Annotated in this window: 13 protein-coding genes; 11 read left to right on the top strand and 2 right to left on the bottom strand. The window is 28.1% G+C overall.

Features of this window, described 5'->3' with window-relative positions; translation table 11 throughout:
- Nucleotides 1-164: 164 nt before the first annotated feature.
- On the top strand, nucleotides 165-545 hold the full coding sequence (locus Q0V08_RS01390) for a transcriptional repressor (RefSeq protein ID WP_297431436.1): 381 nt from the start codon (nucleotides 165-167) through the stop codon (nucleotides 543-545).
- Nucleotides 546-601: 56 nt separating this feature from the next.
- Here Q0V08_RS01390 and Q0V08_RS01385 read toward each other — a convergent pair whose 3' ends face one another.
- Nucleotides 602-3,361: an autotransporter outer membrane beta-barrel domain-containing protein gene (locus tag Q0V08_RS01385; RefSeq protein WP_297431434.1), complete on the bottom strand. Its 2,760-nt coding sequence runs from the start codon at nucleotides 3,359-3,361 to the stop codon at nucleotides 602-604.
- Between the two features lie 19 nt (nucleotides 3,362-3,380).
- Nucleotides 3,381-4,325, bottom strand: a complete 945-nt coding sequence (locus Q0V08_RS01380; RefSeq protein ID WP_297431432.1) for an omptin family outer membrane protease — start codon at nucleotides 4,323-4,325, stop codon at nucleotides 3,381-3,383.
- A gap of 209 nt (nucleotides 4,326-4,534) precedes the next feature.
- On the opposite strand from Q0V08_RS01380, the gene Q0V08_RS01375 reads away from it, so the two are divergent.
- Genes Q0V08_RS01375 through glf form a run of 10 tightly spaced genes read left to right on the top strand, consistent with a single transcriptional unit; the run spans nucleotide 4,535 to nucleotide 15,808 of the window.
- Nucleotides 4,535-5,626: a glycosyltransferase family 9 protein gene (locus Q0V08_RS01375; RefSeq protein WP_297431431.1), complete on the top strand. Its 1,092-nt coding sequence runs from the start codon at nucleotides 4,535-4,537 to the stop codon at nucleotides 5,624-5,626.
- On the top strand, nucleotides 5,623-6,789 hold the full coding sequence (locus tag Q0V08_RS01370) for a glycosyltransferase (RefSeq protein WP_297431429.1): 1,167 nt from the start codon (nucleotides 5,623-5,625) through the stop codon (nucleotides 6,787-6,789). Before Q0V08_RS01375 ends, Q0V08_RS01370 begins: the two co-directional genes overlap by 4 nt.
- 22 nt (nucleotides 6,790-6,811) lie before the next feature.
- A complete protein-coding gene (locus tag Q0V08_RS01365) occupies nucleotides 6,812-7,900 on the top strand; it encodes a glycosyltransferase family 9 protein (protein WP_297431427.1) in 1,089 nt (362 codons plus the stop codon).
- Entirely contained in the window at nucleotides 7,878-8,618 is a 741-nt protein-coding gene (locus Q0V08_RS01360) for a lipopolysaccharide core heptose(II) kinase RfaY (protein ID WP_297431425.1), read from the top strand. The genes Q0V08_RS01365 and Q0V08_RS01360 overlap by 23 nt, the downstream gene beginning before the upstream one ends.
- Nucleotides 8,618-9,700 carry a glycosyltransferase family 9 protein gene (locus tag Q0V08_RS01355; RefSeq protein ID WP_297431423.1) on the top strand — a complete coding sequence of 361 codons (1,083 nt, stop codon included), beginning with the start codon at nucleotides 8,618-8,620 and terminating at the stop codon, nucleotides 9,698-9,700. Before Q0V08_RS01360 ends, Q0V08_RS01355 begins: the two co-directional genes overlap by 1 nt.
- A complete protein-coding gene (locus tag Q0V08_RS01350) occupies nucleotides 9,678-10,895 on the top strand; it encodes a glycosyltransferase (RefSeq protein WP_297431420.1) in 1,218 nt (405 codons plus the stop codon). The genes Q0V08_RS01355 and Q0V08_RS01350 overlap by 23 nt, the downstream gene beginning before the upstream one ends.
- A complete protein-coding gene (locus tag Q0V08_RS01345; RefSeq protein WP_297431419.1) occupies nucleotides 10,867-11,754 on the top strand; it encodes a glycosyltransferase family 8 protein in 888 nt (295 codons plus the stop codon). The genes Q0V08_RS01350 and Q0V08_RS01345 overlap by 29 nt, the downstream gene beginning before the upstream one ends.
- Nucleotides 11,751-12,959 carry a glycosyltransferase family 4 protein gene (locus tag Q0V08_RS01340; protein WP_297431417.1) on the top strand — a complete coding sequence of 403 codons (1,209 nt, stop codon included), beginning with the start codon at nucleotides 11,751-11,753 and terminating at the stop codon, nucleotides 12,957-12,959. The genes Q0V08_RS01345 and Q0V08_RS01340 overlap by 4 nt, the downstream gene beginning before the upstream one ends.
- 1 nt (nucleotide 12,960) lies before the next feature.
- On the top strand, nucleotides 12,961-14,721 hold the full coding sequence (locus Q0V08_RS01335; RefSeq protein ID WP_297431415.1) for an O-antigen ligase family protein: 1,761 nt from the start codon (nucleotides 12,961-12,963) through the stop codon (nucleotides 14,719-14,721).
- A complete protein-coding gene (gene glf / locus Q0V08_RS01330; protein WP_297431413.1) occupies nucleotides 14,708-15,808 on the top strand; it encodes a UDP-galactopyranose mutase in 1,101 nt (366 codons plus the stop codon). Before Q0V08_RS01335 ends, glf begins: the two co-directional genes overlap by 14 nt.
- The last annotated feature ends 82 nt before the right edge of the window (nucleotides 15,809-15,890 follow it).

Raw genomic sequence — 15,890 nt, 5'->3', positions numbered from 1 at the left:
ATTAGTTGCGAGTGTATTATTACATATAAAAATATTTTTGTCAAACATAATTTTTAATAATTTTAAAAATAAAGTTGGAAAAAAACTCAAAAATAGATTAAAATTATAGGAAAATGGTAATGAAAACAGTAATTATTATTAAAAATGTAAAGGAGGTATAATTTATGAAATTTTCTAAACAGAGAGAATTAATCTTAAATTATATATTAAATAGTCATGAACACCTTACAGCAGATACAATATATGCAGACTTAAAAAAAGATAATCCTGAACTAAGTTTAGGAACAGTTTATAGAAATTTAACAAAATTAACTGAGATTGGAGCTATAAAAAAAGTTAGCTTACCAAATCAAGTGGATAAGTTTGATAAAAACTTAGACCCCCATGCACATTTTATCTGTGATGAGTGTGGAAGTATAACAGATATAAATATCCCAGGGATAGATGAGTTTTTAGATAAGGTTTCAAAAGATGATGGTATTTCAATAAGAAAATATGATCTTACTTTAAATGGAACTTGTAAAAAATGTAAGATTAAAAAATAAAGAGAAAATAAAAAGACTACGGATATTCCGTAGCCTTTTTACTATTTCGGGGGTACTTAAAATTTATAACCGATACCTAATGCTAGGTAGTTGTTATCTCTTTTTCCAAACTCTTTTCCAACTTCAAAAGTGATTTTGAAATCTTTAATCTCAGTAGATACTCCAGCATTTAATATTAAATTTGCTTTCTCTAAAGAGTCACTATTCAGTTTATAGTTAATTTTATCTCCTAAAAGAGACATACCTTGTTTTTTATTCAGATCACCTAACTCATATGAGTAGATTGCATTTGAATAGATATCTACAAATTCAAAGTTTTTTCCAACTTTAAATCCAACACTTGGTAAGATAGAGAAGTAATTTTCCTCTTTAACAGTTAATCCTAAATCACCAGCGTTTTTCTCAGTGAACTTTTCATATTTTCCATATCCTAAATTTAACCCAAGAGTAGGTTTTATATATAGTGAGTCCCCATAAACTCTACTAATCTCTCCATTAGCTCCTAAAGTATATGAATTATATTTCCCTTTAGCTTTTTTATCAAAACTATCAATCTCTCTATTTGTTTCATGGAAGTTATACTCACCATTTAGTCCTAGTTTAATATCAAACTCATTTAAAAGTAGTTTTTTATAGATTCCAGTATGAATAGATTGAATAGATCCTTTAGAACCTTCGTTGTATTTTACACTACTGTTTTCATATCCAATAGTTGCAAACACATTGTTTTCAAATCTCTTTGTTCCCACAAATCCCTCTGACGTAGTCTTATATCCAGAGATCTCCCCTTTATTTTTAACAGATGACTTATCTCCAAAGAAGTTAAAGTTATAGCTATACTCATTTAGATTATCTATAAGTTTACCATCCTCTTTTATAAATCTATCTTGAATATCAAAAATTTGTCTAGGAAGATTAGCATAGATCTCTCCTGATAAATCCTTTACAACTTTTTGAACATCACTGATTTTATCAGATTTTAAAATCTTATCAACAACTAACTTCTCATCCTTAGATAGCTCAAGGTTTTCTATGTCTAAATAGTTATCTAAAGAACTAGTTAAAGAGCTAAACTCTTCGCTTTCATAGCTTTCTTCAACAGTAGTTTCATTTCTATAAATTGCCATATCCACATTTCCAGTGTTATTAAGTTCTAATTTTGAGTTATAGAACATTGAAACATATTTTGGATCGGCACTTCTAGTTATTTCAATTTGAGGAGCAGAGAATACATCTTTATAGATAAACTCTTTTTTGTTTCCATCTATTAAATCTTTAGATGCAACAACATCTCCATCTATTTTTAAACTTCTTTTTGCTCTAACTCTAGAAATATCTCCAGAAGCATCTTTTCCAACGACAAATCTACCCATATTTTCTGTTTTAATTTCAATTCCATCAGAACCTATTATTTTACCCTTATTTATATAAGTACCATTTTCAGATGCCCAGATAGCAGTTTTAATATTTGAATCTTCAAAGATAATCTCTCCTTCATTTTCAATAGTGCTTGTTGCATATTGGTCAGCATTTACTCCAACATTTCCAGCGTACATACCAGTAGATTGTCCATTTAAAATGATCTTACCTTTATTAATAATTTTACTTCCATTTGTAGCACTCATAGCAAAAGCATTTTGACCATCTATTTTAATAACACCAGTTTTTTCGTTTATTCCAACAGCTCCCTCACTAACGCTAATACCTGATGAGTGATATCCATCAACATCTATAGTTCCCTCATTAATAGCTTGAATATTTTCTCCATATGCACTTATACCATTAGCAAATTCACCAGAAGCTTTTATCTTTCCTTTGTTGATTAAAGTTATATTATTACCATAAGCATTCATTCCAGTACTATGTTTTCCACTAACTGTAATCTCTCCATTATTTATAGCTTCATTTTTAGTATTAGATTTAGAGTAAATATTAACACTCATACCATGAATATACATAGATGAAATAGCATTTGGATTTAAAAGATGAAAGTTATTGTTTTGAACATTGATGGTACCATTATTTACTAATTTAATATCCTCTTCATTGTCATCATCCTTTTTACTTTTTACAGCATCCATACCAACAAGACGAGTGTAGTGTAAGTTCTCTTTATTATCTCCAATTAATTCAATATTACCGTTATTTACAGAGGTAAAGCCTTCGCCATGATATGATTCATTAAGCATGGCACTAACAGCAGAACCAGTACCTCTAATAGTTCCATTATTTTCAAGATTACCACCGTAAATCCCCTTCATTAAAGCCATATCTGTATTAGAATCTGGTTGAGTTCCCGTGATAGTTCCTTCGTTTATAGCTTTTGATCCTTTGCTTACAGAGACCATTCCTGATGAGTATTTTGATAACACATTTATAACACCAGTTTTTTCATTTGTAGCAGTTTTTCCATTAACAGCTACAACACCATCCCATCCGTCACGTTCAACATTTAATAGACCACTATTTTTAGATGGTGGCATTTCATATGGTGGAGGAGGAAGTAGTTCTTCTTCTGGTTGAGGAACAGGAACCACTTCCTCATTAGGTTGAATAACTTCTTCTACAGAAGGTAGATTAGAGTCAGGTTTATCCTCTTTAACCTCTGGAAGTGATGGAACTCTAGGTTTTTCATCAACTCTATTATTATGTTCTACTTTATCTGTGTTTTCCACTGGTTTAGCACTAACTGTTGGTGAAGGTGTAGAAACAGAAGGTGAGTTGCTACTACCACCGCCACCTCCTCCACTTCCACATGCTGTTACTAAGGAAGCAAGGATTCCAATAAATAGATATTTTTTGTTATATATTTTCATTTAATTTCCCTCCGAATTTTTAAAACTTGTATGTAGCTCCAAGAGATACTACATAACTGCTATTTTTAATACCTGATAGGTTTTTGATACCACTAATTTTTTCACCTTCATCAGTTGTAAAATCAGTAGTAGATTTTTTCTTGTGGAAATATTTAGAGTATTCTAAAGTTCCATTTATATCAATTGATGGAGTTATAGGGTATGTAGCTGCAAGTTTAACTCCTAAATTTTTAACATCTTTATATTTTTCATTAGATTCCATAGGACCTCTTTCAAGATGCTTATCTTTAGCTTTGGCTTTTCCATATGTACTACCTTTAACCTCTAAATCTAAAATCAGTTTCTCATAAGTGTACGAAACTCCATAACCAACATATGGTGTGAAAAATTTTTGAGAATACTCAATACTTTTTTTAGAGTAGTCATCTTTATAGATAGTAGTAGAACCATCTAACATATAGTTATATTGGTCTCCACCTTTAGCATAAAATTTAAAGTAATCATATTTGAAACCTAACATAGGTCCAGATTTTAAGTTTTCTGTGTGATAAAACCAGTACTTAATATTTGTATCAAACATTAAAAGATCTTCCACATAGTTTTTATTGTCACTGAAGTTTGAAAGCTTCCCGTAATCATTAGGGGTAGCTCCATCTTCAGTGTCTTCAGATGAGTACCAATCATAATCTTTCATAGATCCACTAGATGTAGAGCTGAAGTTTTTCTTTAGTCCCATTTGAAACTCTATATTATCAAATGTGTGTGTGTAACCAAGTATAAAAACAGGAACATTTTTAATTTTCCAATCTAAGTAGCTAACTTTTTCTCCTGTTTCAGGGACATAAACATACTCCCCTGCCTTACCGTTAACAGTTCCTAAAGAGAAGTTAAAAGCATTAGAGGATTGTGCAAAAATTCCAGTAGAGGTAGCAGTAAGTAAAATTAAAAAATTTCTTTTTAACATAAAAAACCTCCTAAGTCTTATAAATTTATTTTCTAAAAACATTTTAGTATACAGAATGCGAAAATTATTTTTTATAACATGAATTCTTGAAAAAAATACATGAAAAAATCAAAAAAATAGTTGTAAAGGAAATTGAGGTATTATAATGTTAAAATTAAGAGTGAGATGTGTTATAATTAAAATAAAATGTAAATATATGAGGGGAAAATATGATCCGTAAGTTAAATAGGGTAGTTCAGGATTTTCTACGACCAATAAGGCTAAATATAGGTAGAAAACTTTGGGATAGAAAAAGTGAAAAACATTCAGAGTTAGTGAGAGATAATAGATTAGATATGGGTAGAGTAAAGTCTATTCTTTTTTTACGTTATGATGGAAAAATAGGGGATATGGTTATAAATACTCTTATGTTTAGGGAGATACAAAAGAGATATCCAGATATTAAAATAGGAGTAGTAAGTAGAGGTGCAGCTACTGATATTATTAAATTTAACCCCCATATAAATAAAATATATAACTATAAAAAAGGTAAAGAGAGCGAACTAGCTAATGAACTTGCTAAAGAAAATTATGATGTATTAGTTGATTTTTCAGAGATGCTTCGTGTTAATCAGATGAAGTTTATAAATCTATGTAAAGCTAAAGTCAATGTAGGGCTAGATAAAAGTGATTGGGAACTTTTTGATATAAGTTATAAAAAAGATTACAAGCAGCATATAACAGATATGTATAAAAATATTTTAAAGGTTTTTGGAATAGAAAATCCAGATTTAAGTTATGAAATTCATACAGGAATAGTTGTAAAGGATGAGATTAAAAGAAGACTTCGTGAGCTTGGAAATCCAGAGAGCTTTGTAGTTTTAAATCCCTATGCAGCTAGTAAACATAGAAGTTTTAATAAAGAGAAGATTTTAGAGATTAGTTGTAAAATCTTAAAAGAGAGTAAGAGCATGTTGATATTTATTGGTGAATCTAGTAAAAAAAGTGAGATTGAAGAGATAATAGAGGTTTTAGGAGAGAGAGACAGAGTAAAGTATCCAACTCTTTCTGGAATATTAGAAGTTGTAGAGCTAATAAAACATGCTGATTATGTAATAACTCCAGATACCTCAATTGTTCATATAGGTGTAGCAGAAAAACTTCCAATGACAGCAGTTTATAGACTTGATACAGGAGATAATAACTCAGTTGTTTGGGGACCAAACTCAGCACTGGTAAAGCAAGTTTTTTCTAGTGATGTACCAGCAGTTGGAGAGGAAGCAGATATAAACAAGTTTGATGTGAAGGAGATAGGTGTATGAAGAAAAAAATAGCTATATACAGTGGTCAACTGTATATGGGTGGAATAGAGAGGGTTTTAATAAACTACTTGGAGAAACTGAGTAAGGAGCCTGAACTAGAAATAACTTTAATCATAAAGGAAAATATTCCAGAAAAAAATGTTTTTGCCAGTGAAGTACCTAAAAATATAAAAATTGAATATATAAAAGATGAAGATCTTTGTAGAAAAACTGAGGAGCTTTCAAAAAATAAGAAAAACTTTTTAGTTAGATTACAGTATCAATGGAATCTTTATTATAGTAGAGTAACTATTCAAAAGTGGATAGATAGCTATTTTAAAAAGAATAAGTTTGATGTGGTAATAGATTTTGATGGAAGTATGTGGAGATATATAAAAAACTTAAAAGTTCCTGTAGTTGGATGGGTACACTACTCTTTGGCTAATAAGAAAGGGCGAAAATACGAGGCTTATAGAAAGAGATTTGAGCTTTATAAAAAAGTGGTACTTATTTGCGACGATATGAAAAAAGAGTTTGAAGAGATGTTTCCACAATTTAAAGATAAAGGTGTTAGAATATATAATCCTATGGATTTTGATGTAATAAAATCTAAAGCAGAGGATAGATCAGAGATAACACCTGAGGATGAAAAACTATTAAAAGATAGATTCTTTGTAGGTGTTTCAAGACTTGTAGGTGGTAAAAATAGAGTTGGATTAGTAGAAATCTATGGAGAGCTTAAGAAAAAAGGTGTTAAAGAGAAACTTTATATATTGGGAGATGGAGATGATAGACCTAATATAGAGAGAAAGATAAAAGAGCTTAACTTAGAAGAGGATGTACTACTTCTAGGTCAAAAGAAAAATCCATTTCCATATATGAAAGCTGCAAAGATGTTTTTGCATACATCTATGGGAGAGGGATTACCAACTGTATTTATAGAATCTATGTTATGTGACACAATTGTTGTAGCTTATGATTGTCCAACAGGACCAAGAGAGATATTAGTAGATGGAAAGGCTGGGGGGCTTGTACCATTAAATGATAAAGTTACCTTTGAAAAAACTGTTTTAAATATTTTAAATGACAAAAATTTAGAACAATCTATAAAAGATGAGATGTACAAAAAAATGAATGAGTTTACTTATGAATATATAAGAAAAGACTTATTCAAACTATTTTAAATATATATAAGGGAGAGGGATTATGGTTAGGGGATTAGCTATAAAGTTAGTTGGAAAAAAAAGAAGAGAAGGTATCAAAAAGGAAAAGATTAAAAAAGTGCTTATTGGTGGTGGAAGAATAGGAGATATTGTTGTAAAAACTCCAATGCTTGAAGCACTTTCTAAGTTAAATGAGGATGTAAAAATTGATATAACTGTGGTAAAAGGTGCAAAGTGTTTAGTGGAAAATATACCGTATATTAATGAGGTAATTGAGATTAATGAAAAACCTACAAGGAATAAGTTTATAAAAAGTTATAGACAGATAAAGGGTGCTTTAAGAAATAGAAAAAAGTATGATCTATATTTTGATTTTACAAATAATTGTAGATTCATTCACACGTTATCATTGAAACTTATGGCACCAAAGTATCTAATTGGAAGATATAGACTGGAAAAGTTTGGTATAAAAAAAGATGAATTAACACTTTTTGATAGCTATATAGATGTAAAAGATGATGCTCACGCAGTAGATATAAATATGGATTATTTAAAACCTTTGGGATTACATAAAGAGAATAGAAAGTATAAGTTGTATCTTGGTAAGAATGAAAGAAAATATGAAAACTATTTTGAAAAAAATAAAGTAAATATAGTTGTTAATCATAGAGCAAGTTCAGAACCTAGAAGTTTAACGCTAGAACAATTGAAAGAGCTAAGTTTAAAGCTTACAAATTTAAATAAGGATATAGTTGCATACATAATTAGTTTACCAAGTGAATATGAGATTTTAAAAGAGTTAGTAGATAGTTTAAATAGAAAAAATATAAAACAGCTTCCTAAAACGAATGGAATTGGAGAAGCTGCAGGAATTTTAAAGTATAGTGATATGCTAGTAAGTGTAGATACAGGGCTAATTCATATAGCTTCAGCCTACAATATTCCAATTGTAGGAATATATCCTTTAACAGAGAATAGTGCAAAACTATTTGAACCTAAAAGTGAGAGATATGAAATTGTAAGAGGTACAAAAAGTGGATATACAGTAGAGGGAGTATCATTAGATGAAGTTGTAGAAAATGTAAATAAAATTTTAGAAGAGAGTGTATATGATAAAAGATGTGTTATATAAAGAGTTTAAAATATACTATAAAAATGAAAGCAATAAAAGATTAGCTGAAATAGTTTTAGATAAAAATTATAAAGTAATTGACGAGTATAAAAATACAGAGAGAAACTATGTAGCTAAAATAGAGATAGATGGGAGATTTTATGTTTTAAAATCTCCAAAAGCTGAAACAGTTATACCTCAAAGAAAGATTCAAACAATATTTAAAAAAGGTGAGGGACTAACAAGTTTTATAAATGTGGAAACAGCTAAAAATATGGGGCTAGATTTTTTTATAGAGCCCTTAGCTGTAATGGTAAAAAGAGGTGTTTTTCTAAAAGAGAGTTTTATACTTATGGAGTATATTGACGGAGAGATAATTAGAACTATAGAGGATATAGACATAATTATGGATATGGTAGAAAAAATACATGAAAAAGGTATCTATCATGGAGATTTAAATACATCAAACTTTATAAAAACTAAGGATGGTATAAAAATTATAGATACTCAAGCTAAAAGCGAGCACTTTTGGCACTTTAAAAGAGCTTATGATATATTAACTTTAAAAAATGATCTATTAGTTTTAGAAAGAGATTATGAAGTTGAAAAAAATTATAGAGTAAAAAGAGATTTAGGATATGCTTTAGCTTATACTATAAAGAACTTTAAAAAACTTTCCTTAGTAGAGAAGATAAGGGGGCTAAAAGTTAAATTAAGAAATAAGGGGTGGAAAGTTTAATGGATAAAAAGTACTTAAAAAAATCCTATATACAGGAGGGAATAAACCTTTATTTAGTTAGATTTATACTTAGCTTTTTTAAAAATAGATTTAAACCTACAGGAAAGGTCTTAGTAAAAAGTTGTGATGGTATAGGGGATATCTTAGTAAGAACAAAACTAATGGAAGAGATAGAAAAAAAATATGGAAAAGATAATATCTATGTTTTAATGAAAAGTGGATACACAAAGCTTGGGGATATGCTAGGGTATAAAACTATAGAGTATTCTAGAAAAGATAGAAAAAATTTCTTTCCAAGACTTAAAAAAATGTATGAACTAAACTCTATGGGATTCTCTACATATATAAATATTGAATTTGCAAATGATATTACTGTTGGAAATCTTTTTATTCCAGAGAGAATAGGAAAATGTGATCTAAATTGGCAAGTTGAAAGAAATAATAAGTATTATACAAAGAGTTATATTTTAGAGAATGATTATGTAATGAATCAAGTTGCTATTATGGGAAAAGAGATTTTAAATATAGATAAAACTGGAGAAGAGTTAACACCAGACATTGGTGGATTATTTAAAGTAGAGGAAAAAGATATTGTTGTAGCTGTTGGCTCAACAGGAAGAGAAAAGGTATGCTCACCAATTTTAATGGCTGAGTATTTAAAAGAGGTACAAAATCAGTATCCAGATAGAAAAATTGTTTTAGTTGGAAATGGAGATTTGCAAGATAGTTATGCTAAAAGGTTAATAGAACTTTTAGGAGAGAGAAATATCGAGAATCTTGTAAATAAAACATCTCTGAAAGAGGTTTTTGAAGTAGTTGCTAAAAGTTGCTTATTTATAGGATTTGATTCAGGACTTTATAACGCTTGCTTTGCTCTTAGAAAAAAGGGAGTTATTCTGTTTAAAGATAATAATGGTGCTTTTATTCACAATATACCTTGGTTAAAAATAGTAACACCTAAAAAAATAAGAAAAGATATTTTAGATAAAGAGTATCCAGCACTGAATATAAATAGTATAGAGGTTGAGGATTTTAAAAAGGCTCTAAAAGAGGTGAGAGATGAAAAAGAATTTAGTTGTTAGAAGTGGAAGCCTTCGTATGGGAGGTTTAGAAAGAGTACTAATAGAGATGCTACAAAATTTAGATGGTAATAGATATAACATCTCTTTAATAATAGAGGATAATTCAGGTAAAGAGAATGTGTTTCTAGATCAGGTTCCAAAGGGTATAGATATATATTTTCTAAAACCAGAGGCATTAATTGAAAAAACTCACTACCATAGAGAGAGAAAGAAAAATCTATACCACAAATTTATGTATAATTTACTGATGAGTAAGGAACATAGTTTTGTGGTAAATAAAACTAAAGATGTATTGAAAGAGATAGAGAAAAAATATGGTGAAGTAGATGTGTTTTTAGACTATGATTGGGGTGCTAGAAGATACGTTGAAAAACTAAAAGCTAAAAGAAAGATTGTTTGGATACATAACTCTGTTCCAAAGTTATTAAAAAAAGAATCTAAAATTATTAGATTTGGTAAGAACTTAGCTAAATATGATACAGTGGTAGCTATATGCGATGATATGAAGGCAGAGTTAGAGGATATCTATCCATACTTAAAAGGAAAGGTTGAAAGAGTTTACAACCCATTTAATTTTAAAAGAATTTTAGATCTGTCTGAAGATATGAGTGGATTAAATGAGCAGCAGAAAGAGTTAATAAAAGATGATTATATCATTGCTGTTTCTAGACTTGATACTGTGCAAAAAGATTATGCTACTTTAATAAAGGGATACAAATTAGCAGTAGAAAATGGAGTAAAAGAGAAACTTTATATAGTTGGAGATGGACCAGATAGAAAAGAGATTGAGAATCTTATAAAAGAGAGTGGACTAGAAGGTAGTATAGTTCTTATAGGAAAAACAACAAATCCATATGTTTGGATGAGAAATAGTAAACTCTTTGTACATAGTTCAAACTATGAAGGACTTCCAACAGTTTTAATAGAGGCTATGATATGTGGGAAAGTTGTAATATCTTCAAACTGTCCAACAGGGCCTTATGAGATATTAAAAGGTGGTCAATCAGGAGTGCTGTTCCATGTGGGAGATTATAAAGCTCTTTCAGCTGGGTTACAGAATCTTTTAAATAATCCATTAGAGCTAGAGAAATATGAGAAAACTATTGAAAAAAGAGTTCTTGAATTTAGAAGTGATATAGTTATAAAAGAGTACGAAGGAGTCATAGATGAAAAACCTAGTATTAATAATAAATGAAAAAAATAGTTATGGAAGACATCTAGGAGCAACTTTACTGTCTGTTTTAAAAAATTCTAAAGAGAATTGGAACATAAATATAATTTATGAAAATCTTTCTTCTGAAAGTAAAAGTAGATTAAATGAGATGGTAAAATCTTATAATTCAAATATAAACTATATTGAAATGAATAAAGAGATTCTAAAAAAATTTAAAGTAGGAGTAGGGACACATCTTAGTTCGATAGTTTTTGCAAGATTATTTATTCCTGAATTTCTAAAAAATGAGGATAGAGCAATATATTTAGATTGTGATATAGTTGTTCTAAAACCATTGGAAAAATTATATGAAATGGATTTAAATGGAAAATCCATTGGCGTTATTTTAGATGGAAAAAAAGATCAGAAATCTAGTTTGCAAAGGTTGAATCTGAGTTTAGAACGAACATATTTTAACGCAGGCGTTATGGTAATGGATTTAAAAAAATTAAGAGAAAACAGTAAGTTTTTAAAAACAATAGATTATTGTTTAAGTCCAGACAGAGAATTACAACTAAATGAGCAAGATGCATTAAATATAATGTTTGAAAATGACTATATGATAAATGATTTAATTTGGAATTATACTCATGGGAACAGTGAGGAAAATAACTGTTTAGAAAGTGAAATTGGAATAGTTCACTTTACCGGAGATGTAAAACCATGGGATTGTAGAAGTTACTCTCCTTATAAACATCTGTATTGGAGATATTTAAATGAAACACCTTGGAAAGGATTTGAAGAGGAGAACAAAACACTGAAAAATATTTTAAAAAGAGAACTAGTTAAGTTTAAACTTAAAACTAGAAAAATAAGATATATATTGAAGGGGAAAAAATGAAGAAAGTTTTAATATGGAATGATTATCCATTAGGACCAGTTGGAGGACCAAGTGGATATTTATATAATTTAAAAAGTTATATAAAAGAGAATAACATAGAAAATATTGATTTTTTAAATAACGAAGATTTTATAAAAAAAGTTGAAGTAAAAAAAGAGAAAAATTTCGAAGCTATTAGAAAAATTATAAGAGAGTTTAAAAAACAACTTTTTAAAACAAAAAAATTAGAAAAACGTATTAATAAATTTTATAAGTTTTATGAAGGAGATTATTCTTTTATAAATAACTATGATATTATACACTTCCATGATGTTCGTTCGTTTTATAGAGCAAAGAATATTTTGAAAGATTTTAAAGGAGTTACACTACTTTCGAGTCACTGTCCTAAAACTCCAGCTCAAGAGGAGATAGAGGATAATATAAAAATGGATTATAAAACTTTCCCTAAAAAATTAAGAGAGAGATTAGAAAAAATAGATCAAGATTCTTTTAAAAATGCAGATTATCTTGTTTTCCCTTGTAAAGAAGCTCAGGAACCTTATGAGGAAGATAAAAATATAAAAGAGATATTAGAAGAAAAATATAGAAATAATAAAATACTATATGTTCCAACAGGAATACCTATAAAAAATATAGAAAAAGATGAAAAGTTCTTTTCTAATAAAGGGATAGATATTAAAGAAAAGTTTATTGTAAGTTACATAGGAAGACACAATAAAGTAAAAGGTTATGATTTTTTAAAAGAACTGGGAAAAAAAGTTTTAGAAAAATATAGTGATGTAATTTTTGTAATAGGTGGAGAGATAAGCGAAGAGCTTCCCCCTATAGAAAATAGAAATTGGGTAGAGTTTGGATGGACAAAAGAGGGATATAATATAATAAAAAATTCAGATATGTTTGTGTTACCAAATGAAAAAACATACTTTGATTTGATTTTATTAGAGGTATTGAGTATGGGAACTCCTGTGTTATTAAGTGAAACAGGTGGAAATAAATATTTTAAAAGATATAATGAAAATGGATTATTTTATTTTGAAAAGTATAATTTAGAAGAGGCTTTAAAAGAGTTTGATGAGGCTTATAACTTGTGGAAAGATAGAAAACTTTCTTTAGATGGTGATAAAAATTATAAAATTTTTAAAAAGAATTTTACAGTAGATACTTTTGGAGAGAATTATATAAGACTATATAATGAGGTGAAGTAGTATGAAAAAATACATACTTCCATTTTTATTTTTTCTAATGACTTTTGTTATTATACCTAAAGAAGCTTATTATAAAAAAGGAAATATAGATATAGTTGCAACAACAACAGAAGGGATTTGGAAAGGATATCTTTATTTATTATATCCAATGGGATATGAAATGGAGGATCCTTGGAGAAATGTAAATGGTAAAAATGTATTAGAAAAAAATATTAAAAATACAATATTAGATAGATATATTTTTCATGTAAATTCGCCAGTAGGAGAGATAAGTGAACTTAAATTTAGTTCAGGAAAGAAATCAATAACAATTCCTAAAGGAGTAGGGCAAAAGTATTTTGATATTCCTTGGAAAGATATAAAAAAAATATATACAGTAAACATTCTAAATATATTTATATATTTTGGAGTTATACTATCTTTAAGTTGGTATTATTTTAAAAAAGGAGTTGAAATTAATCTAAAAAATATTGGAGTTTTTTCTTTGGCTTTAGTATTTTTATCAATCTCCTTAAATTTAAAATGGCTTAGTAAAGTTAATGGAGTATTTTTATCACTTACAGTTTTAAAAATGTATTTAGATCGAAAAAAAATAAAATTTGGATATTTGGAAATTACAGGAGTTTTGTTATTACTATTGAGTTTATTAAGTGAATATCTGAACTTTTTTAATTATGAAAAAACCTACATTTATTTTCAAAATACAATTTTAATGATAATAGTTATGAAAATATGGAGTTTTGACTATAAAGATAAAAAGGTATTAAAAAAATATTTTAAAATATCTTTAATAGTTTTGTCACTAATAAATTTAATATCGCCTTTAGTTTTTGGTGGAGTATATACCTTTACTTTTGGAGTGTTGATGGCAATATTAGTAGCTGATTCAATAGAAAGGCTACTTTTTTATGATGGTAATATATATAATTTAGGAGTAGATGCCCTAAGTCTATTATTGGGGTTATATGGAATAATAACTAGTAGTAGAAGAACTATGATTGTAGCTTTGGGAATATATTGCATATATTTGTTTATAAAACTTTTAAAAAATGATAAGAAAAAAGCTATTATTTTAGTTTTTTTAGGAGTAGTATTCTCGTCAATAGTAATCAGTATTGGATTTAGAAATGAAAAATATAGGCTAAAAGAGTTGGTAGTATCAATAACTAACACCCAAACAGATGAAAGTAATATTCAAAGACTTCTCATGTGGCGTAGGGGTTATTACATAGGAAAAGAAAACCCAATACTAGGCATAGGAGTAGATAGTTTTCAAAAGGAAGCTATTAAAGAGAAGTACAATGATATAAAAAATAGTAGAGAAAAATTTTTACCAGAGTTTATACATGTTCATAATGAATATATTCATCAAGTTATAAGTAGAGGAATTCCAGGAGCCATTCTTTTCTATGGAATATGGGTTTATATATTAAATAGATTAAGAAAATCAAAAGATAAAAATTTTGATATTATGTTATTAATAATCTATGGTATATATGGAATTTTTGATCCATATAGTATTAGAGCAGAAGCAATAATTTTTTATTCTTTAATAGGAATAAGTTTTATAAACTCCTTACAAGTAAATGGGACTAAAAATAGATTTTTAGAAAAGTTAGGTTTTATATCAACAATTATTTTATTTTTAGCAGGCTTTTATTTTAATAAAAGATTTAGATATTATTTTTTAATATTTTTAATTATGTATTTAGGTTATTATTTTTACAATAAAAGAAAGAGAGAGAAATATGAAAAAATATGATTATTTAATAGTAGGAGCTGGATTATTTGGTGCAACTTTTGCTTATGAAGTTAATAAAAGAGGAAAAAAATGTTTAGTAATAGATAAAAGAGATCATATTGGTGGAAATATCTACTGTAAAAAAATAGAGAATATAAATGTTCATCAATATGGAGCTCATATATTTCATACAAGTAATAAAAAAATATGGGATTATGTAAACTCTTTTGTAGAGTTTAATAGATATACAAACTCTCCTATAGCAAATTACAAGGGAGAGATTTATAATTTACCATTTAATATGAATACATTTAATAAACTTTGGGGAGTAGTTACACCAGAAGCAGCTAAAGCAAAGATTGAAGAGCAAAGATTAGCATCAGGAATAGTTGAGCCTAAAAATCTTGAGGAACAAGCAATATCTTTAGTTGGAACAGATATATATACTAAATTAATAAAAGGATATACAGAGAAACAGTGGGGAAGAAGTGCAACAGAACTTCCAAGTTTTATAATAAAAAGACTACCTGTAAGATTTACATATGATAATAACTACTTTAATGATAAGTATCAAGGGATACCAGAAGGTGGATATAATGTTATTATAGAAAAGATGTTAAAAGGAATAGATGTAAATTTATCTGTAGATTTCTTTAAAAATAGAGACGAGTTAATAAATTTAGCTGAGAAAATAGTTTTTACAGGAATGATTGATGAGTTCTATAATTATGAATTAGGAACTTTAGAGTATAGATCACTTAAATTTGAACATGAAGTTTTAGAGTGTGAAAATTATCAAGGTGTAGCAGTTGTAAATTATACAGAAAGAGAGATTCCTTATACTAGAGTAATAGAGCATAAACATTTTGAGTATGGAACTGGAGATAAAACAGTTATAACAAAAGAGTATCCAGCTGATTGGAAAATAGGAGATGAACCATATTATCCAGTTAATAATGATAAAAATAATGAGCTTTTTGAAAGATATAAAGAGTTAGCTTCTAAAGAGAAAAATATAATATTTGGTGGAAGATTAGGAAACTATAAGTATTATGATATGCACGAAGTTATAGAAGCTGCTTTAGAATCTGTGGAAAAAGAGTTTTAATATTTAGCTAGAGTCTTAATCAGACTCTGAGACTTCTTCAAATTTTGTGTAAACTCTAAAAAATTTAGAGTAATATTTTATA

The organism is uncultured Cetobacterium sp., assembly GCF_947038635.1.
Taxonomy (GTDB): Bacteria; Fusobacteriota; Fusobacteriia; order Fusobacteriales; family Fusobacteriaceae; genus Cetobacterium_A.
The sequence above is the reverse complement of the archived record's forward strand: the minus strand, read 5'-3'. Positions and strand labels throughout refer to the sequence as shown.